The organism is Clostridium sp. KNHs205, assembly GCF_000702945.1.
GTDB lineage: Bacteria > Bacillota > Clostridia > Lachnospirales > Lachnospiraceae > Anaerocolumna.
Genome location: NZ_JNLE01000005.1, coordinates 1,345,361 through 1,366,006, shown reverse-complemented (window position 1 = coordinate 1,366,006; position 20,646 = coordinate 1,345,361). Strand labels below are relative to the sequence as shown.

The 20,646-nt window shown below is 37.6% G+C and carries 19 protein-coding genes and 1 tRNA gene; 18 read left to right on the top strand and 2 right to left on the bottom strand.

What is annotated here, in order from left to right; genetic code table 11:
• The first annotated feature begins 131 nt into the window (after positions 1-131).
• The 10 genes from BR73_RS0125380 to BR73_RS0125335 all read left to right on the top strand — a co-directional run bounded on the left by BR73_RS0125380 (position 132) and on the right by BR73_RS0125335 (position 9,390).
• The gene (locus tag BR73_RS0125380) at positions 132-566 is read left to right on the top strand and encodes a BlaI/MecI/CopY family transcriptional regulator (protein WP_051685577.1); all 435 of its coding nucleotides are present in this window, start codon (positions 132-134) and stop codon (positions 564-566) included.
• On the top strand, positions 559-2,346 hold the full coding sequence (locus BR73_RS0125375) for a M56 family metallopeptidase (protein ID WP_033168550.1): 1,788 nt from the start codon (positions 559-561) through the stop codon (positions 2,344-2,346). The genes BR73_RS0125380 and BR73_RS0125375 overlap by 8 nt, the downstream gene beginning before the upstream one ends.
• A 201-nt stretch (positions 2,347-2,547) precedes the next feature.
• Entirely contained in the window at positions 2,548-3,288 is a 741-nt protein-coding gene (locus tag BR73_RS0125370) for a hypothetical protein (RefSeq protein WP_051685576.1), read from the top strand.
• A gap of 206 nt (positions 3,289-3,494) precedes the next feature.
• Positions 3,495-4,394, top strand: a complete 900-nt coding sequence (locus BR73_RS0125365; RefSeq protein ID WP_033168549.1) for a LysR family transcriptional regulator — start codon at positions 3,495-3,497, stop codon at positions 4,392-4,394.
• A gap of 141 nt (positions 4,395-4,535) precedes the next feature.
• Positions 4,536-5,321, top strand: coding sequence for a flagellar motor stator protein MotA (gene motA, locus BR73_RS0125360; RefSeq protein WP_033168548.1), 786 nt, complete (start codon positions 4,536-4,538; stop codon positions 5,319-5,321).
• 13 nt (positions 5,322-5,334) lie between these two features.
• Complete coding sequence (locus BR73_RS0125355) at positions 5,335-6,162, top strand: flagellar motor protein MotB (RefSeq protein WP_033168547.1); 828 nt, start codon at positions 5,335-5,337, stop codon at positions 6,160-6,162.
• 270 nt (positions 6,163-6,432) lie between these two features.
• The gene (locus BR73_RS0125350; RefSeq protein WP_033168546.1) at positions 6,433-6,780 is read left to right on the top strand and encodes a helix-turn-helix transcriptional regulator; all 348 of its coding nucleotides are present in this window, start codon (positions 6,433-6,435) and stop codon (positions 6,778-6,780) included.
• A 524-nt stretch (positions 6,781-7,304) separates the two neighbouring features.
• Positions 7,305-7,469: a hypothetical protein gene (locus BR73_RS0125345; RefSeq protein ID WP_156034947.1), complete on the top strand. Its 165-nt coding sequence runs from the start codon at positions 7,305-7,307 to the stop codon at positions 7,467-7,469.
• Positions 7,470-7,517: 48 nt separating this feature from the next.
• Entirely contained in the window at positions 7,518-8,777 is a 1,260-nt protein-coding gene (gene dgt / locus BR73_RS0125340; protein ID WP_033168544.1) for a dGTP triphosphohydrolase, read from the top strand.
• A 25-nt stretch (positions 8,778-8,802) separates the two neighbouring features.
• Positions 8,803-9,390, top strand: coding sequence for a hypothetical protein (locus BR73_RS0125335; protein ID WP_033168543.1), 588 nt, complete (start codon positions 8,803-8,805; stop codon positions 9,388-9,390).
• 144 nt (positions 9,391-9,534) lie between these two features.
• Here BR73_RS0125335 and BR73_RS0125330 read toward each other — a convergent pair.
• Positions 9,535-9,619: transfer RNA gene (locus tag BR73_RS0125330), tRNA-Leu, on the bottom strand.
• 210 nt (positions 9,620-9,829) lie between these two features.
• Between BR73_RS0125330 and BR73_RS0125325 the strand changes: the two genes are divergently transcribed.
• The 4 genes from BR73_RS0125325 to BR73_RS0125310 all read left to right on the top strand — a co-directional run bounded on the left by BR73_RS0125325 (position 9,830) and on the right by BR73_RS0125310 (position 13,570).
• The gene (locus BR73_RS0125325; RefSeq protein ID WP_033168542.1) at positions 9,830-10,852 is read left to right on the top strand and encodes an SPFH domain-containing protein; all 1,023 of its coding nucleotides are present in this window, start codon (positions 9,830-9,832) and stop codon (positions 10,850-10,852) included.
• A gap of 131 nt (positions 10,853-10,983) precedes the next feature.
• Positions 10,984-11,160: an Arc family DNA-binding protein gene (locus BR73_RS28975; protein WP_156034983.1), complete on the top strand. Its 177-nt coding sequence runs from the start codon at positions 10,984-10,986 to the stop codon at positions 11,158-11,160.
• Between the two features lie 411 nt (positions 11,161-11,571).
• Positions 11,572-13,188 (top strand): cellulase family glycosylhydrolase, encoded by a 1,617-nt coding sequence (locus BR73_RS0125315; RefSeq protein ID WP_051685575.1) that lies wholly within the window; start codon positions 11,572-11,574, stop codon positions 13,186-13,188.
• 151 nt (positions 13,189-13,339) lie between these two features.
• Positions 13,340-13,570, top strand: a complete 231-nt coding sequence (locus BR73_RS0125310; RefSeq protein WP_051685574.1) for a hypothetical protein — start codon at positions 13,340-13,342, stop codon at positions 13,568-13,570.
• Positions 13,571-13,661: 91 nt separating this feature from the next.
• Here BR73_RS0125310 and BR73_RS0125305 read toward each other — a convergent pair whose 3' ends face one another.
• Positions 13,662-14,534: an AraC family transcriptional regulator gene (locus BR73_RS0125305; protein WP_033168540.1), complete on the bottom strand. Its 873-nt coding sequence runs from the start codon at positions 14,532-14,534 to the stop codon at positions 13,662-13,664.
• A 328-nt stretch (positions 14,535-14,862) separates the two neighbouring features.
• Between BR73_RS0125305 and BR73_RS0125295 the strand changes: the two genes are divergently transcribed.
• From BR73_RS0125295 to BR73_RS0125280, 4 genes are all read left to right on the top strand, one after another.
• Positions 14,863-16,266 carry a glucosidase gene (locus BR73_RS0125295; protein WP_033168538.1) on the top strand — a complete coding sequence of 468 codons (1,404 nt, stop codon included), beginning with the start codon at positions 14,863-14,865 and terminating at the stop codon, positions 16,264-16,266.
• Positions 16,267-16,401: 135 nt separating this feature from the next.
• A complete protein-coding gene (locus BR73_RS0125290; RefSeq protein WP_033168537.1) occupies positions 16,402-17,100 on the top strand; it encodes an SDR family oxidoreductase in 699 nt (232 codons plus the stop codon).
• 88 nt (positions 17,101-17,188) lie between these two features.
• The gene (locus BR73_RS0125285; RefSeq protein ID WP_033168536.1) at positions 17,189-18,601 is read left to right on the top strand and encodes a radical SAM protein; all 1,413 of its coding nucleotides are present in this window, start codon (positions 17,189-17,191) and stop codon (positions 18,599-18,601) included.
• A gap of 295 nt (positions 18,602-18,896) precedes the next feature.
• Positions 18,897-20,570 (top strand): M3 family oligoendopeptidase, encoded by a 1,674-nt coding sequence (locus tag BR73_RS0125280; protein ID WP_033168535.1) that lies wholly within the window; start codon positions 18,897-18,899, stop codon positions 20,568-20,570.
• Positions 20,571-20,646 lie beyond the last annotated feature (76 nt).

Below are 20,646 nucleotides of genomic sequence, written 5' to 3'. Positions count from 1 at the left end.
GGTCGGTAGATAAAATAATTATCTACCTCCTACCCGATTTACCCTTGACAAAACATGGTGACGGTTGTAACATATACAAACGGTGACAAATGTAACCGGAGGGTTAAGTAATACCAGTAACAGTTATATTAATGCTGCAAACAAATATCAGCAGGCTAAGAGAAAGGCATGGTCTATATATGAATGAAAATACCAGCCGCATATCACAAGCGGAATTTGAGGTTATGAAGATATTGTGGAGAGCCGATGGCCCCATCACCACCGGAGATATCTGCATTGAGCTCTCCAGAGAATTAGGGTGGGATCGGTCTACGGTTCGTACACTTTTAAAAAGACTGACAGATAAAGGAGCAGTGACAACACAGAAAATAAAAGTACTTACTTACCTGCCTGTAATATCAGAAAAAGAATATTGCGAGGACCAGACCAAAAGCTTTGTGGAACGTTTATATGGTGGGAGCGCCACAAAGCTGGTATCCACACTGGTTGAAAATTATAATCTGTCAGAATCGGACCTGGAAGAACTAAGAGAAATATTAAGGCTGGAAGGTGAGAAAGATGAGTAATATATTCAAAGAAGTCTTATCTATGTCATTATCCGGCGCAACACTAATTCTTTTACTTTTTCTCTTAAAGCCAGTGTTAAAGGAAAGGTTTTCAAAAGCCTGGCAGTATTATATCTGGATTATTGTATTGATTCGCCTTCTGCTTCCTTTTTCACCGGAATACGGAATAGTTGACAATTTATTTCAGGAAATATCGTTACAGGAAAGTGCTGCATCACAGCCAGAAGCCGTAACGATAATGACTCCGGTTAAAGGAAACAGTGATATAACAGATTCAGAAGGAACGAAAGGAAACCCTTCCATATCTATTGTAACTGCGAGGGATAAAAAACTTCCGGATATATGGCAGATAGCAGGGAGTATATGGCTTTGCGGCATACTGCTTCTTTTAAGCGGTAAATCAATAAAATATATCCGATTTATAAGGCTGTTACGAAGCAGCTCAGAGCCGGTTGCTGATAAGAGGATAATAGAGATATATAGAAAAGCTGCGGAAGAGCTGGGAATACATAAAAGACCGATGTTAAGGATCAACGGTATAATAACCACACCCATGGTAACAGAAGTAACGAAGCCGGTTGTTTATCTTAGCAATAACACTGCAGGCTGGGAAGAGAAAAGCCTTTATTATGTGTTAAGACATGAGCTGATGCATTATAAGCGGCATGATCTTCTATATAAACTGTGCTGTGATATTATTCTGTGTATTCACTGGTTCAATCCGCTGGTATACATCATGCTTCGTCAAATAAACAGACAGTGTGAAATTTCCTGTGATGAAGCAGTAGCAAGGGATTTGAGTAAGCAGGAGAAACTGGAATATGGAAATGTGCTGTTAAATGCAGCAGCAGAAAATAAATACCCGCCGATGATGTCCAATGCATTATTTGAAGATAAGAGAAATATGAAGGAAAGGATAAAAACAATTATTATGTCAAAACCAAAATCAAAAAAAAACCTGCTGGTATCTGGTCTGGTTACATTGATCCTGTGTCTGGCAGCCTTCTGGCTGGGGGCTTATACTATGAATAATAAATATATTACCAACAAAGCTGACGCTGCAGGCAGTCACAGCAGCACAGAGAGCAATTCGGGAGCTCCAGAGAATGGGGCAAACCCAGGAAGTGAAATTGACACAAGGAATGAAAATCAAAGTAATGACATGAATTCTGACACCAAAAGTAATGAGAATCAAACTTCAAGTAGTGCTCAGGTTGGAACTGATAATGAAGTTCATAAAGATACACCGTCAGGATCAGCCAGCAACAGCAATGCTGGTACCGTAAATGGCTCAACTTCTCAGTCTGGGGCGACCCAAGCAACCACAGACAAGGCCCAGGAAGACACAAAGGACAGTGAAGCAGCACTTTCGGATAAATCAATTACCTACAGTAATACTGATTATGGATTTGAGCTGCTACTGCCTTCTGGCTGGAAAGGTTATGAAGTTATGGAAGATACCTGGGAGGGAAGAGACCTTAGCGGAAAGAAAGCTGGTGAGATAACAGAGTCAGGTGCAAAGCTCATTATCCGTCATCCGGAATGGACAGAGGAAAATCCAAGACAGGATATACCCATAATGATTTTTACATTTGAGCAATGGGAGAGGGTTACAGCTGAGGAGATTGGTGTTAGTGCGGCACCGGTAGGACCTTACAAACTTGGAGGAAATTCCAAATATATATTTGCATTGCCGCCAAGATATAATTTTGCATTTAATACTGGGTATGAAGAAGTAGATAAGATCGTTAAGAGTAGTGCTTTTAAAGTGAATGATTAATTTCATCAAATGAGTATTCGAAGTTTGTTAAATAGCAGCTTATAAAAGGGCTGTTGAAAATGAATTTATAGCGTTAAGAAGCCTCCTGGCTTTTCTGCAATGCACTGCCTGAAAGACATGTAGCCGATGATGTTGTTTGCTGTAAATGGACAATTTTTACATTATAGCATATAAAATCAGTAATGTCTTTCGGCCGGGTGTGTGAAGGAAAATCAGGAGGCTCTTGAAGAACCCCTCTCTTTTCATATAACCAGTAAAGCAGATATTACAGTAATGGTCTGCCGACTGAAGGAGGGAGAGGAAAGAATTCAAGAAACCGTATACGGAATATCGGAAAAAGGTATTGTGCAGGATATTCGCCTGGCACAAAAAGCTGTTGTTTCTGATTGTATTGGAACAAATATTTGGATTACCGGAAAGGAATTTCTGTTGAACATGATACAAGAGGCAGCCGCCTACAGCCATTCTGATATCGAAAAGGACATATTTCAAAAGAATCTTGGAAGATATAAGCTGGCTGCCTGGGAGTATAAAGGTTATCTATGGAAAATTAACTCTCTGTGTGACTATTTCAAGGCAAACATGGATATTTTACAACCCGGCGCCAGACACGAACTGTTCTACAGCTATGGTCCGGTCTACACAAAGATGACAGATGAGATACCTGCCAGATATGGGAATTCTGCCTATGGCTCACATAGTCTTATAGCTGATGGGTGCATCATAGAAGGACAGGTTGAGAACTGTATTTTGTTTCGTGGTGTTACAATAGGAAAAGGTGCGGTTGTAAAGAATTCAATCCTGATGAATAACACTAAAGTAGGAGAAAATGCAATTCTTAATTATATTATAACAGATAAGCAGGTACATTTAAGTGAAGGCAGGACTTTGGTGGGGTGTATAGAGCAGCCGGCATATGTGAGAAAAGGCAGCAGAATATAAAAAAAGGAATAGAGGTGAATTGCAAACCCACAGTTGATACATACCTGTGGGTTTTTTGCAAATTTCTATGCGAAATCAGAAAGTCACTGGTTATAAGGTCTTAATTGTATTTATTTCGTTATGTCAATGTGTTATCATTGATATGGCAGGAACGTTAATTTTCGAAATACAATGTCCGCAGAACCATTAACGGAGGAAGAACATTAATGAATTTAATAAAACTGGAGTATTTTATTGCAGTTGCAAAAAATAAAAGCTTCACAAAAGCAGCACAAAAATGCCATGTGGCCCAACCGGCAATCAGCCAGCAGATAAAATCGCTGGAACAGGATCTGGGGTTTGAGCTAATTGACAGGAGTACAAAGCAGTTCAGGCTTACAGAGGCGGGACAGGCACTTTATAAAGATGGTATCAAACTTCTCAATGAATTCACATATACCGTAGATAAATGTCGTGATATCTCACAAAATTTCTCTGGAACTTTAAGGATTGGAGTTACCGGTTGGGATGAGACTTCTTATTTAATAGAACTGGTAGAAAAACTGAATAAAAAGTATCCAAATATAAGTGTTATCTTTAAAAGAGTTAAGGTAAGTGCAATTACTGCCGATTTATTAAATAGGGAGTACGACTGTACCTTGACAATACCGTATGAATTTATAGATCATAATGAAATCGGATATTTGAATTTTGCTCAATGCAAGGCATATGCCCTGGTTAATAAAAAAAATCCTCTTTCCGGGAAAGAAATCCTTACAGGAGAAGAAATATCTTCACAGAACTGCATCGTATTAAATTTTATTGGTATGGAGAAAAGTAAAGAGCATTTGCTTGCTTTTTTTAATAAAATTGGAATCGTTCCTGCTAAAATAACGAATGTTGAGGATAAGGATATCATGAACATTTATGTGGGAATGAATCAGGGGATTGCCTTAGTACCGGAGTGCTGTGAAATAAACAGCCTGGAGGTGGTCAAAATACCTATAGAAGGGCAGCTTCAATATATTGATATGAGTGTGGTATATAATAAATTCAATGAAAATCCCTGTTTAAAATATTTCTTGGAGGTAGCTGACAATGAATTAGACGACAACATAAGTAATTGATATGAGGGTATAAGAAATTTATATTAGACAGGTATTAGATATGAGCTTTAGAATACATGATGAGATTCTTTAACAATATTCGACAAAAAAAGAAGCTCAGCACATAAGAATGTTAAATAACGGAAGGTGGGGCCAAGCCTAATGGAAATAACGACAATTTTAGGAATTATAGTAGGATTTATTGCCGTAATCGGAGCGATGATATTTAAACATATCGATTTCGCAGTTTTATTGAATCCTGCAGCGTTCTTCGTAATTATTGTTGGTACAGTTGCTACAATATTGAATTCCTTTCCGGGAAGCAACCTTAAAAGTTTAGGAGCACTGTTTAAAATTCTTTTCACAAAGAAAAAGGGAATGACTGAAGCAGAAATAATCAAACTAATTGTAGAATTGTCCAACGTAGCAAGAAAAGAGGGACTACTGGCCCTGGAAAGCAAAATAAGTGAAATAGAAGATCCTTTTATCAAAAAAGGACTTCGACTTGTCATAGATGGTATGGATCAGGAATTGATTATTGACATTCTTGATTCTGAAATAACAGCTATGGAAGCTAGGCATGAGGTAAATGCAAGTATTTTCTCCTCAGCAGGTATGTATGCTCCGACATTGGGAGTTTTAGGTGCCGTATTTGGTCTGATTGCAGCCATGTCACATATCAATGATACAGACGCTATGGCGGAAGCCATATCCGCAGCTTTTATTGCTACGATTCTCGGTATTTTTACCGGATATGTATTATGGAATCCATTTGCGAAAAAATTGAGAGTAAAGAGCCAGCAGGAAGCTTTACTCAAGAATATGGCTATTGAAGGGATATTATCCTTACAAAAGGGTGAGTCTCCTATGATGGTACAGGAAAAATTATTATCTGTACTTCCATATAGTAAGCAGGAGAAAATTCTTGAGGAGTTAAATCTGGAATAAGGAGGCGAGCTATATGGCTAGAAAGAAAAAACATAAGCACCATGGGGAAGAAGAAGGCGGAGAAGCCTGGCTCCTTCCGTATTCAGATCTGATGACGCTGCTATTGGCTGTTTTTATTGTTTTATTTGCTGTTAGTAAGATTAACCAGTCCAAAGCAGATGCACTGGCAGAAGCCTTTCAAGGTATGATGACGCAGGAACAGTCTGCCATTCCTTATAAAGGAGATTCTGTTATAAAGCCCATCATTAACCCTGACGGAACAACACAGGGAGGAGAATCCGGTCAGGAGAACACCGGCGTTTCGAGAGAAGAGCTGGAACAGTACCTTGGTGAAGATGAATTGGTTAATATGGAAGAATTAAAAGATAATCTGGATCATGATTTTAAAGAGGCTGAGATGGAAGATGCCATATCAACCATTATTGATCAGCGTGGCCTTGTTATTACGCTGAATAATGCTATTCTTTTTGATTCAGGTAGTGCAGAAATCAAACCTCAATATCAGGAATCCCTGATTAAGATAGGAAATTTAATAAATAAGGTGGATAATCATATACGTGTTGAGGGACATACGGATAGCCGTCCGATTGTAACCAGTGTATATCCATCAAACTGGGAGTTATCAACTGCCAGAGCATCAAGAGTAGTACGTTTATTTGTTTCGGAATGTGGTATATCGACTAAAAAGATAGTAGCAGTCGGATATGGTGAAAATAAGCCTGTTGCTGATAACGATACAGAAGAAGGCAGGAAAAAGAACAGGCGTATTGATATTATCATTCTGGGTGAGAGATATAATCAGTTGGAAGAACAGTATCCTATTGGGAACATAAACAATTAAGGAATTAAATTGATATACTTAAGTATACAAAGGGCAGCTCTGTGAAAATAATTCGCAGAACTGTCCTTTAAATTATTAAAAACAAGCATGTTATTAACTGGAATTGGGATATGAATATTACTACTATAATTATTAATAATAGGAGTATCAAGGTAGAGATTAATATTTGAATATCGCTTTTAAGTAACTTTATTACTTATTAAACGCTTCTATGCCGTTGAGGCTAAGCTTAATTACAGTTATCTTAATCTTAGAGGCAGGAGGTTATTAATGAGTGATACAGTTAAAGTATTAGGTGATAGAATAAGGTTAATAAGAACCGAACGGGGATTCAGTATAGAAGAATTAGCAGAAAAAGCAGACATAAATACAACTCACTTAGGCCGTATAGAAAGAGGCGAAACAATACCCAAATTGGATAGTATTGAGAAGATTATTAATGCTTTAGAAGTATCTTTTGAGGAACTATTTAAAAATATAAGAACAACTGCAAAAACTAACGGTGAAAATGATACGGATATATCATTGTTAATAAATAGACTTAACAGCTTAAATCCATCAGAGCAGAGAGAGGTCTTAAACCTCTTTGAAATCTTGTTCAAACTTATTAAAAAGTAGTAAAAGAGAAGTTTGCAGAAATACTGTAAACTTCTTTTATATTAATGGAAAGAGCGCTTGCATGTGTTGAAATATATAAATAAGTGTATATATGCGCTGAAAAATATTGACTGTTATGTAAAATTATGTTATTGTGTAGTGACAAGGGGTTACATACTTTATAAAATTTATATCTTAAGTATTTTAACTATACTCCCCTCATTAATTTACGATAGATTCTGTTAAGCCATAACCCCTTGTAATACTCATTACTTATTTCGCATTATGAAATAAAGTAAAAAGGAAAAAGACTGCATTATGTAGGAGAATACAGTCTTTTTTTGTTCAATAAGTTAAGGGGAGAGGTTTAAAAGGCTCTGAAATCACTTATATTATTGGTTTATATATTAATTTGGAGTACTTTGTTATATAATGGGAGAAAAAGATGGTGAAAAAGTTTTTATTGTAATTGACACCCTATGGTTTTAAATATGTCTCTTGGCGAATATAAACCGGATGACGATTTTCCTTTAGAGGAAGACATAATGGGATTAAAAAGAGTTTTAGCTACAATTTCATCGTTATTTGGCAGAAAATATGAGGGAGCTTTGTATCCAATTGAATTAGTTAATGGAATAGCATTAATGTCAAATTACCCGTCTGCAAAATACTTCAGATTTTGTAAGAGATTCTATTGGGAAATAATGTGAGAATCATGATATTTTTAAATTACTAAAATTTTTATATGAGGTGATACTATGGATGAGTTTGTAAAAGAATTACCACTAGATAAAAGTAAAATGGAAGAAAGGTATAACTCTATTTTGGCACCGTTTGCAAAGAAGAATCCTCAAGAAAATAGTCGAGAGTATGATGAACCGATGAGAGAATATGAAAATAGAAGTGATTTCCAAAGAGATAGGGATAGAATAATCCATTCAAAGGCGTTTAGAAGATTATTGTATAAAACTCAAGTCTTTGTTAATCATGAGGGAGATCATTTTCGTACCCGGTTGACACATACGCTGGAAGTTGCTCAATTTGCAAGAGGTGTTAGTAAATCATTAGCATTAAATGAGGAACTAGCTGAAGCCATTGCATTAGGTCATGATTTAGGGCATACACCATTTGGACATGCTGTTGAACGTTACTTAAGTGATAAATTGGAAGAAAAGCAGATGGGGAAATTCTTTCATAATGAACAAAGTGTTAGAATAGTAGACTATATAGAAAAAAGATGTGATAAATATAATGGATTGAATCTTACATATGAAGTGAGAGAAGGAATTTTAAAACATAACAGTTTGAAAGATAGAAGTGGAATATATTCAAATTTGCAGTATGATAAAATATGTTCAACATTGGAAGGACAGGTTGTAAATAAGGTTGATACTATAGCCTACATTTGCCATGATTTGCAAGATGGTATTGAATCTGGACTAATTGAAAAAGCTATGAAGAAAAATCCGCAATATAATGAAAAAATGATAGAATTAAAGGAATATATAGCTGAGTTCTTAGGGGTTAAAATAGAAGATATAGATTTTACGAAATACGGAAGCGCTTATTTTATTGCAGACCTTATACATAAATTTATTATGAAAATTACGGAAAACAGTGTTACAAACTTGATAAACTATTCAATACAGACCTGTGAGGATGTAAGAGCTAAAGCTAATATGAATATTGAGATTATATGCTTTGATAATACCACCCAGAAATTGTTTGAAAAAATTAAAGACATAGTATATGAGTATGTATATGGTATAAATACGATTCAGGCAATGGATGAAAAGGCAGTAAATGTAATTAATGATTTATTCTATAAGTTTATAAAGAACCCAAGTTTATTGCCTCCTGATTGGTATCATAGATATAACAATATTCAAAACAACGACTTGTATACAGGTGCAAAAAATAGTAATATTAGAGTGGTATGTGATTATATTTCTACAATGACCGATCGCTATGCACTTGATGAACACGAAAGATTATACAATCCAGGAATTAAAATTTAGGCATTTATCGATTTTAGGAGGCTTTATGAATAAGTTACAAGGTTTCTTTGCATTGCAAAAATCAAGTTTGCCAGCAGTTCCATGGAAGAAGTTTGATGAAAGCGTAAAACTCAATTCGGATATATTATGGACTATAAGAACTGCAGTGATGACAGGAGATGATTTGAATTTACCACGAAAAGTAGGAGTTACTGCTTTAGAAGCCGAAGACTTTGCAAATGAATTGCTATGCAAATTAGGGTATAATGACATGGTTATCTATTATCCATATTTCATTGCTATCAAGAGTGGGGTATTAGATGTTTCAAATCGAAGAATAGTAATAGAAGCTGTAAAAGATGATCTATGGAATTTAGTTACACATAACAAAAAAGATGTGACGATCTTATTTGAAGAGGATGACTTGCACATAGTGGGTGATGAGCAATTTCTTAGTCAAGATGAATTGTTTGAATTAATAGATTACTGTACAATCGTTAAAAGGTATTTTTTAGAGGAAATATTGGAAGGTAAAAATGTTATGCTAGAATGGAGTTACGCTTGCAAGTCTGACATTAACAAACAACCAATCGGAAATAGCGAACTAATCTTTTACGAGATAAGAACGATATAATGAGTTCGCTGTGAAAGGACATAAAAAGAATCTAAACTTAAAAGAGTTATATAAAAGAATAAAATCTACAGTTGCATTCCAAACACAAAAAAATAAGGGTTACAGAGTTTATAAAAGACTCTGTAACCCTTGTTTTTTCATTAGTGCAGTTGAGGGGACTTGAACCCCTACCCACGTTAAGCGGACTAGAACCTGAATCTAGCGCGTATGCCAATTCCGCCACAACTGCAAAGCCAACGTATTTATTTTACTACTTTTTGTCCAAAAGTCAAGCAAAATATACTACTTTTTTCAAAAAATTAAAAATAATTGAACAAGCCAGATAATACAAAGCAATTTCTTCATAAATTTTCCGTTTAATATATTGACAGAAATATATTATGATGATAATATGATATCATATTGATATCACAATAATATTTTAAATGGAGGAAATCATATGGATAATGAAGCAGGTTTCAAATTAAATAATATTGAAGAGAAAGAAATAAAACCTTTAGGTGGAGGGCTTGTACTCCTGCTTGTACTCATAGGGTTCGGTGTATCGGTTTGGGCTATTATAGCCGGGTCCATTTCACTAAGCAAAGAGGATTATGCAATAGGTGCAGTTCTGTTAACCGGGGGCATTTTACTGATAGTAGTATTGTCTATTATGTTAAACGGATTCCACATACTCAACCCTAATGAAGCGTTGGTATTAACACTGTTTGGTAAATACTATGGTACGATTAAGAAAGAAGGCTTCTATTATACCAACCCCTTTGCAGGAGCAATTAATCCCGCGAAAGCTGCAACAGCCAGTGCAGCAGCACCTGCAGCAGTAGCCTATGGTGCTGCAACAACTGCTGTAGCAGCACAGCAGACCGGTGGAAAAAAGATATCTACAAAGACATTAACCTTTAGTAACGAAAAACAAAAAGTAAATGATGTACTTGGTAATCCTATTATCATTGGTGCTGTTGTAATCTGGAGAGTAGCTGATCCTACGAAAGCAGTATTTAACGTTGATAATTATAAGACCTTTTTAGCAATTCAATGTGATTCTACAATTCGTAATGTAGCAAGATTATATCCCTACGATACCATGGAAAATGATGCGGATGAGAAGACGCTTAGAGGCAGCAGCCAGGAAATCGCTGACAGTATGAGGGTTGAATTACAGCAGAGAGTCAGTGAAGCAGGTCTTGAGATTAAGGAAGTAAGAATTACCCACCTTTCCTATTCAGAAGAAATTGCTGCTGCCATGCTCCAGAGACAGCAGGCCGTTGCGGTTATCGCTGCAAGACAGAAAATTGTTGAAGGGGCAGTTAGTATGGTAAAGATGGCAATAGATCAGTTGGGACAGGAAGAAATTGTTGTACTGGATGATGAGAGAAAAGCTGCTATGGTAAGTAATCTGCTGGTAGTACTTTGCGGCAATAAAGATGCACAGCCAATAGTAAACAGCGGATCGATTTACTAAACCTATAGAAAGGTATCGGAATGGGAGATATAAATGAGAATAACATAAATAGATTGGTGGGAGATAACGTAACAGAGAAGGAAGAGGAACTTAAGAAGAGACTAGAGAAAATAAAAGAATTGGAACAGGAAGTGCTTCAGAAAGAAAAGGTTCTAAAGGACAAGGAAAAATCAAAAAAACAGATTTTACTTAGATTATCACCCTCTCTGTGGAATGAGCTGGCTGCCTGGGCAGAAGATGATTACCGTTCAATAAACGGTCAGATTGAATATCTACTCTCAGAATGCGTACGTAAACGAAAAGGCTAATATATCAAATAGATAAACTGCTGTCTTTAAAAAAAGACAGCAGTTTTTTGTAATATTAAAACGAAGAGACACACATTATAAGCGCTGAGTATATTAATTGTGGTTGAAAGGAAAATTATTTTTAATAAAATGACCTGATACTGATATGCCATAATAAAAGAAAAAACTGTGCAAAACATATAAAAAAGTATAGATGGAATATTGAAAAAAAGTACGAAATATGATAATGTTAATAAAAACGTTTTTAAAAATGTTTTGTAAAACCCAATAGCTATTAAATTATTAAATAAATAAATCAACAATCAACATATTTAGACTGATTAATTACTAAATCAACAAATCAATATTAAATCATTATACCAGTACAGAACTTATGTGAAACAAAAAAAGCAGACTGATTGGAGGATTACAATGAGGAAGAATGCAGTGAAGGGATTTTTGGATACAGAGGGTATAAGAATAATAGATGAAGATAGAGAGACAGTGGTATTAAAAGGCTGGGGGCTGGGTAACTGGCTGCTTTGTGAAGGCTATATGTGGAAAGCCAGAGCAAATGAGCGCTTTGACAGGCCAAGGAGAATAGAAGCTGTAATAATGGAACTTACTGGTTCTGAATATGCAGATTCCTTCTGGAAACGTTTCAGAGATAATTACATAACCGAAGCAGACATAGCTTATATGAAGGAGCTGGGATACAATTCGGTTCGTATACCAATAAATGCAAGGCTTTTCCTGAAAGAAGATGCCGGACTTAGATGGGTGGAAGAAGGTTTTGAGCTTCTGGACAGAGTGATAGACTGGTGTGAGAAATATGAACTCTATGCTTTTATCGATCTTCACGGTGCTCCAGGAGGACAAACCGGTGCTAATATTGATGACAGCCTTGATGATATGCCAAGGCTCCTCCTGGATGATGACTGTTTTGAGAAAGGAATTCAGTTATGGAAACGATTGGCCGAAAGATATGCTGACAGATGGATTGTGGGTGGTTATGACCTGTTAAATGAACCTCTCCGACCCAAGAGAACAGAGAAGGATAAAGAACTGGAATACCTGATACCAAGGCTCTGTGAATTCTATGAAAAAGCTATCGGGGAAATCAGAAAAGTTGATCAGAGGCATATAATCAGTATTGAAGGACACCACTGGGCAACATCAACTGAAGTATTCTGCAAGAAATATGATTCCAAAATGATTATCCATTTTCATCGGTATGCCTGTATGCCTGATATAGCTTGCTATAACGATTTCATAAAGCTGTCAAAGAGGTGGGAGGTGCCTCTTTGGCTGGGGGAGACCGGTGAAAATACTATTGAGTGGTTTACTGCCATGTATCCTTTAGCGGAGAAGCTTGGAATAGGATATAATATTTGGCCCTGGAAGAAGATGGAATGCAGCAATTCCCCCTGCTCTGTGGTTATGCCAAAGGATTGGGAACTTCTGCTCGCTTATACAGAAGGAGGAAAACATCCGGGATATGAGAAAGCAAGAGAAATATTAGAGGAATATTTACATAACATGCTGTTTGAGAACTGCAAGATTGACAAAAGGGTATCTGCAGCAGTTCTGCGGGAACCAGGCTGTATTATAAGAGGAACTGATTTTGATGAGCTGCCCGGAAAAGGAAATTCCTATTCCGGATTAAGGGAAGAGGAGAATATTTTCCAGTACCGGTTGGGTACAGGAATGCAGATAGTCGAAAAACAGAAAGATTACAAAAGGAAATTCGTTTTTGACTGCGGTTTTCAAAGGCTGGTCCTTGCTCTGAAGGCGGACGAATTTGCAAGCTATTCACTAAATAATACAGAGGAAGGAGCAAAGGTTGAGATATCCTTTCATAACAGAGAAGACGTTGTATTTGAAGTGCTGCAGGACGGAGAAAGGCTTCATTTGGCAGAGATATCCGGTGAAGGAGATTATAGACTGACAGGAATGATAGCTCTCAAGAAAAAGGAGCACACGGTAATAACCCTTAAGGTTGTAAAAGGTAGTATGGAGCTGGAATCGCTTATTACATATGCGGATTAGAGAATGTAAAAGATATCAGGTAAAGGAGCCCTGTGGACCTTAAATTTTGCCATATTAGTATAATTATGATTGATTTTTCCAAGCTATAGATTTATAAATATTAATAGACAATGGTTTTGTCCGCCATTTTGCCAGAAGGAGAATTATAATTATGCTGAATCCGATGAAACTTATGAAATTGAAGAAAGCCTGGGAAACCTTTACTGGTAATCATCCCAAGTTCCCTAAATTCATAGAAGCTATTCAAAATAAGGGGTTACAGGAGGGGACAGTAATTGAAATTATCGTTACCACACCTGCCGGGGAGAATATAGGCTCAAATGTCAAACTTACAGCTTCTGATATGGCTTTGCTATCAGAATTAAAAGATCTGTCCATGTAATTTGCAGCTGCTGCTATCCAGAGCTTGCTGTAAGAGGAAGTCCCGTTGCTTTCATTTGTGTACTGGTAAAGCAACGGGGCTTTTATTTGGTTTAAGCATTTTTCATCAGCCCCTCTTTGTATTTTTTACGGTATCCTAAGGGAGTACAGGCATTATATTTGCGAAATACCTTTTCAAAATAGGTAATGCTGTCATAACCAATAGTGCCGGCGATTTCCGTAATGCTTAAGCTGGTGGTACTTAAATATTCCTGTGAAGCTTTAATTCGCTGTATGTTAAGGAATTCGTTGACAGTAAGTCCTGTAATTTCTTTAAAGATACGGCTTAGATAGCTGCGGCTTAAAAAGAAACGTTTGGCTATGCTGTTAAGGGATTCCTCTCTATCATAATTTTCTGCAATGTAGCCGGCTACTTCCTGTACGATATCGTGTTTTTTGGAACTTACGGTAGGTCTGGCAAAGGGAAGTGTACTGCTTTCATATTTACGCATTACCAATAACAAAAGCTCGGATAATTTTCCCATAACAACAAACTCATAGCTCATAGCTTTGTACTCTAATTCCTTAGCAATATCCAAGAGAATTCTTTCGACCTTAATTTTTTCTTCCTTATCAAAAGTAATCACTCCCCAGTGTTTTCTAAAAAAATCACCTAAGTTTAAGGTATTGGTCAGAGCGAAAAAATCAGAAAAAGGTTTTTCATCGATCAGAAGCAGAATTCTTTCGTGAGGAACCTTGTTAACTGTGGCGGTTTTGTGAATCTGTCCGCGGTTAATGAATACCAGTGAGCCTTCTTTTACAAGATAAGTTCCTTTTTCAATAAAATAATAACGCTCGCCTTCCATAAGGTAATAGATTTCGTATTCCTGATGGAAATGTTTCTGCTCCATTGTGTATTCATAGTCACGTCTGATACGGTTAGCAACTATCCCGGTACCAAATAAGTCATATAATATCCGCTCCATGAATTAGTCCTTCCTTTGTAGCCAAAAGTTTGAGTTTGATGCCAAAAGGGTAATATAACATAAGATTATTATACTATATTTATATATAATGTCCATATACAAAAGAAGGTTACAAAAGAAGGAACCAGACAAAAGGCAGTATTGTAAGTGTAAAATAGCAGGTCATGAATTAAACGATATTTATACAAAGCAGTACCAGGTACTGTCAGCAGCAGGAGCCGTTATAATTGTCGGTGCATATATGAGATTTCTAAGCTGTTCCTCACAGGAATGAAAGGATAATTTCGAAACCTCATAAGGAATCAGAGGAAAGGAAGGCAGAGGCAGGATGAAGTATAGTAATAACAAAGTAAGTGATATGAAAATAGCTTATATTGGAGGGGGTTCCAGAGGCTGGGCCTGGACCTTTATGACAGATCTGGCAAGAGAAGCTGAATTAAGCGGAACCGTCAGGCTGTATGATCTTGATACAGACGCTGCAAAGAATAACGAAATCATTGGAAATGCCTTATCAGAGCGTCAGGATACTGCAGGTAAGTGGAAATATGTAACGAAGACTAGCTTAAAGGAGGCTCTTGAAGGGGCGGATTTTATTGTTATATCCATCCTGCCCGGTACCTTTGAGGAAATGCAGTCAGATGTGCACCTGCCGGAGCGGCTTGGAATATACCAGTCTGTTGGTGATACGGCAGGCCCTGGAGGAATTATTCGTGCCTTAAGGACGATACCTATGTTTGTGGAAATCGGAGAAGCTGTTAAGGCGTATGCACCTGATGCATGGGTTATTAATTATACCAACCCCATGTCCCTTTGTGTAAAGACGCTTTATCATGTTTTCCCTCAGATTAAGGCTTTTGGCTGTTGTCATGAAGTGTTCGGTACTCAGAACGTCTTAAAGAAGATAGCAGAAGACTCTTTGGGATTAACTGATATCAAACGGGATGATATCAAGGTTAATGTCCTGGGTATCAACCACTTTACCTGGTTTGATTATGCCTCCTGTAAAGGGATAGACTTAATGCCCGTCTACCGGGATTATGTGAAGAAGCATTATGATAATGGATTAGAGGAAAAGGAGAGGAATTGGGCCAATTCAACCTTTGACTGTGCCCATAGAGTAAAATTTGACCTCTTTCAGGAATATGGACTCATTGCTGCAGCAGGTGACAGACATCTTGCAGAATTTATGCCTGGAGAACGTTATCTTAAGGATCCAGAGACTGTAGAGTTCTGGAAATTTGGCCTGACCACAGTGGATTGGAGAAAAGAGGACTTAAAGAAACGTCTGGAAAGAAGTAAGAAAATTGCTGCAGGAGAAGAGCAAATTGAGCTGAAAGCCTCCGGAGAAGAAGGAATTCTCTTAATCAAGGCATTATGCGGACTTACTACGGTGGTAAGTAATGTGAATATACCAAATACCTGCCGCCAGATAAAGAATCTGCCAAAGGATGCACTGGTGGAGACCAATGCCTTATTTGAGAGAGATGCTATAAGACCGGTTATGGCAGGTGAATTACCGGAAAAGGTCAGAGCCCTTGTTATGCCTCACGTGAAAAATCATGACAGAGTTTTAAAAGCAGCACTGACTTGCGATAAATATCTTGTTGTAAAGGCTTTTAAAAATGATCCGCTGGTAAAAAAGAGAGCCAGTAATAAGGAAATTGAAAAGCTGGCAGAGGATATGATTCATAATACAATGAAATATCTTCCCAAAGAGTGGTCGAATCGTTAAATTGAAAGTAAGAGAGGCAGCAGTTTCATAAAGAATCTTAGCCATTTGATGTAGAAAGTTATATCATCTGCAGCCCTTACTGGACAAAACGCCCTTCTTCCAATTATAATAAGCAAAACAGAAGGAGGTCGTTATATGAATGTATTAATAACAGGAGCGACCAGGGGACTTGGCTTCTTCCTGGTGAAAAGATATCTGGAGACCGGTAATAAGGTCTTTGCAGGAACGAGACAGGGAAATAAGAAAGACCTGCTTGGGTTAAAAGAAATATATGGTGAGAAGCTTGAACTCATAACACTGGAAGTAGACAGTACTGCTTCTGTAAATGAAGCAGCAACCGCTGTAAAAGAGCTGACAGACCATATAGATATTATTATAAATAGTGCTGCCATTCATGCAGACAGTTCTTTTGATATATTGGAAGAAACCAACCTGGATGACTGCCTGCCTGTATATAATATTAACGCTGTTGGTCCCTTAAGAGTAGTTAAGGCATTTCTTCCGCTCCTTAAGAAGAGTAACGGTGCCGTAATCTATAATATCTCTTCGGAAAGCGGCAGTATCGGTATGGCAAAACGTGTGAAAGAGTTTGATTACTGCATGTCAAAGGCAGCCCTTAATATGGCTGTAAAGCTTTTGTCCAACTATTTAAAAGAAGATAAGATTCCTGTTTATGCTGTTCAACCCGGTTGGATGAGGACAGACATGGGAGGTCCGAATGCGGATCTGGATCCTTATGAAACAGCGGATAAGCTTATAAAACTATTTGCTTCCTTAACAGCGGACAGTGAAGGGATATTTGTTGACAATGAAGGAAACGTACTTCCCTGGTAAGATTTTCTGCCGGCAAGGAGAAGACCTCCAGTAAATTTCTGCGCACCTGATGCATATAATGACATAAAGTCAAGGCGTAAGGGTTGACATGAGCAGAAAAAGTATCGTAGAAAAGCTACAGACCTTTGGGTTAAAAAGAATCTTATCTTTTTTAGATTCCAATCCGGAGAAGAATATACCAAGAATCTTAAACTGGTTGATTAAAATTGATAAGGACGGCAGATATGTTGGCAGTCAGGCACGAACCATCAAAGCCTATACAGACAGAAAAGACAGCAACTGGTACACTTTAGTTAAGAGTCTTTATAGCGATATAGATGATGGGGTCAGAAAAAGACTGTTTGAGAACTTTATCATACATGCTGTTTTCTTTGGAGGAAAGCACCAGAACAAAGCAAGAAAGGAACACAATTGCAATATACCCTGGGCAATCCTTTTAGACCCGACTTCCGGCTGTAATCTCAATTGCATCGGCTGCTGGGCAGCAGAATACGGTAATAAGCTTAACATGAATTTTGAGACCCTGGACAGTATCATAAGCCAGGGGAAGGAACTGGGGATTTGTTTTTATATTTACTCCGGAGGAGAGCCGCTGGTAAGGAAGAAAGATATTATCAGGCTATGTGAAAAACATCCGGATTGTGCATTTCTTGCTTTTACCAACGGAACCCTTATTGATAATGAATTTGCGGAGGAAATGCTTCGGGTCAAGAATTTTGTTCCGGCTATCAGTGTGGAAGGTTTTAAACAGGAAACGGATTTCAGAAGGGGAGCCGGTACTTATAATTCTGTTAAGAAGGCTATGGATATCTTAAAAGAAAAGAAACTTCCCTTTGGAATATCCTGTTGCTACACCAGCAAAAATACGGAAGTAATCGCCAGCGAGGAATATTTCGATGATATGATTAAGAATGGAGCAAAATTTGCCTGGTTCTTTACTTATATGCCGGTAGGTGCTGATGCTGTAACAGAGTTGATTGCAACAGCAGAGCAGCGGGAGTTAATGTACCATCAGATCAGAAAATTCAGAAACAGTAAACCAATCTTTACCATGGATTTCTGGAATGACGGAGAATATGTGAAGGGATGCATCGCAGGGGGCAGAAGATATCTGCACATCAATGCTAACGGCGATATTGAACCCTGTGCTTTTATACATTATTCGGACAGTAATGTTTATAAGAAGACCCTTTTAGAAGCTTTAAAATCTCCGCTATTTATGGAATACCACAAAAACCAGCCTTTCAGTTCGAATTACCTGCGGCCCTGTCCCTTGCTTGATAATCAGGGAAGGCTTGCTGAAATGGTGGAGAATTCCGGTGCGAAATCCACCGATATTAAGAAGCCGGAGGATGTAAGGAGCCTGACAGAGAAATGTATTCCTGCGGCTGATAACTGGGAGCCGGTAGCAGACAGACTCTGGCAGGAAAGCCATGGCTGCAGCAATTGTCATGGGTGTCTGGCTAAAGGTGCAGAGTGCGGAGGAAATAATTTATCATGATAATAAAGATTTGATTTAAAAATCTTTATCCTGGTAATTTTCAAAGGAAGAACAAAATGGAGCGTATATTGAAATGCTTGTATCCAATACAAACCGTACAAAAGGATACAATGAGTTTTCAAACACACTCTCAGTTTATATTCTATAGATTAAATGGCAGGGTGTACATCTTAACAGGTACAGCCTGCTTTTATAATAATTTCTATCATATTCTAACATTGACAGAATATAGTTAATTTGGTTAAGATATAATAAACAAGATAATAAATGTTAAAAGCTAATGGAGGTAAAACATATGAAATTTAAAGACATGCCTTATAAGCGTGTAGATATGGATGAGATTAAGCAAGCCTTTGGTGAGTTGATAAAGGAACAGAAAGAAGCGAAAAGCGGAGAAGAACAGTTCGAGATCCATAAGAAAGCCTATGGACTTATCGATAAGGTTACAACTCAGATGGTACTTTGCAACATCAGACATTCCGGCAATACCGTAGATGAATTCTATGAAAAAGAAAATGATTATTATGATGAGAAGATGCCGGAACTGCAGGATTACTTATCCCAGTATTCAAAAGTGCTCTTTGAATCTCCTTTCAGGCCCTTTATGGAAGAGAAAATCGGCAAAGTTGCATTTAAGAATATCGAGCTCCAGTTAAAATCCTTCGACGAGAAGCTGATTCCCCTGATGCAGGAGGAGAATAACCTGGTAACAACCTATCAGAAGCTGATTGCAAGTGCTAAGATTGATTTTAACGGGGAAGAGTGTAACATATCTCTGTTAAGAAAATACCTGACGGATTCTGATAGAAATGTGAGAAAAGAAGCCTGGAGCAAACTGTCTGCCTTCTTCTCGGATAACAGCAGGGAGCTGGACGAGATTTACGACAAACAGGTTAAGAACCGTACAGAACAGGCTAAGCTGATGGGCTATAAGGATTACACAGAACTTGCTTATTACCGTATGAACAGAAACAGCTATGACAGGGATATGGTAAAGAACTTCCGTGACCAGGTAAAGGAAATCTTTGTACCTTTTGCTACAAAAGTACATGAACTGCGTAAAGAACGACTTGGCCTTGATGCTCTTAAATATTATGACAATGAGATGTATTTTAATAATGGAAATCCGGCACCTGTTGGTACACCGGAGGAGATTCTTTTAAGCGGTAAGGAGATGTACAGCGACCTCTCACCTGAAACAAAAGAATTCTTTGAATTTATGTATGAGAATGAACTGTTCGATGTCTTCGGCCGTAAGAACAAACAAGCCGGCGGGTACATGACCTTCCTTCCTGATTATAAATCTCCTTTTATATTTGCTAATTTTAACGGAACCAGCTCTGACATTGATGTTATTACCCATGAGTGCGGTCACGCTTTCCAGGGATATGTAACAAGAGATTATGAAATCGAAGAATATAGGGATATTACCATGGAGACAGCTGAGATCCATTCCATGGCCATGGAATTCTTTACAGACAAATATATGGAAATGTTCTTTGGAGACAGAGCGGCAGATTACAGGAAAATGCACCTGGAGGATTCTATTATCTTTATCCCTTATGGATGTATGGTAGATGAATTCCAGCATCTCGTTTACGAGAATCCGGATATGACTCCCGATGAAAGAAAAGCTGTATGGGCTAAGCTTGAGAAAGAGTACAGACCTCATATGGATTATGAAAATGATCCTTTCTTCTCAAAGGGCGGCTTCTGGCAGAAACAGCAGCATATTTATTCAAGCCCTTTTTATTATATCGATTACTGTCTTGCACAGACCTGTGCTCTTCAGTACCGTATCAAGATGGATCAGGATTATAACAAAGCCTGGGAAAGCTATCTGGAATTATGCAAGCTGTCCGCAAAAGATTTCTATGAGCCAATGCTAAGCAAGGCCGGATTGAATTCTCCCTTCAGAGACGGCTGTATGAAGAATATTGTTGATGAGCTTACTAAGCTTTACTTCTAATAGGATTCACGTAACAGTAAGTTAAATATAGTATAGAGAGAAGCCGTAAAAGGCAGGATTTACCTGTCTTAAGCGG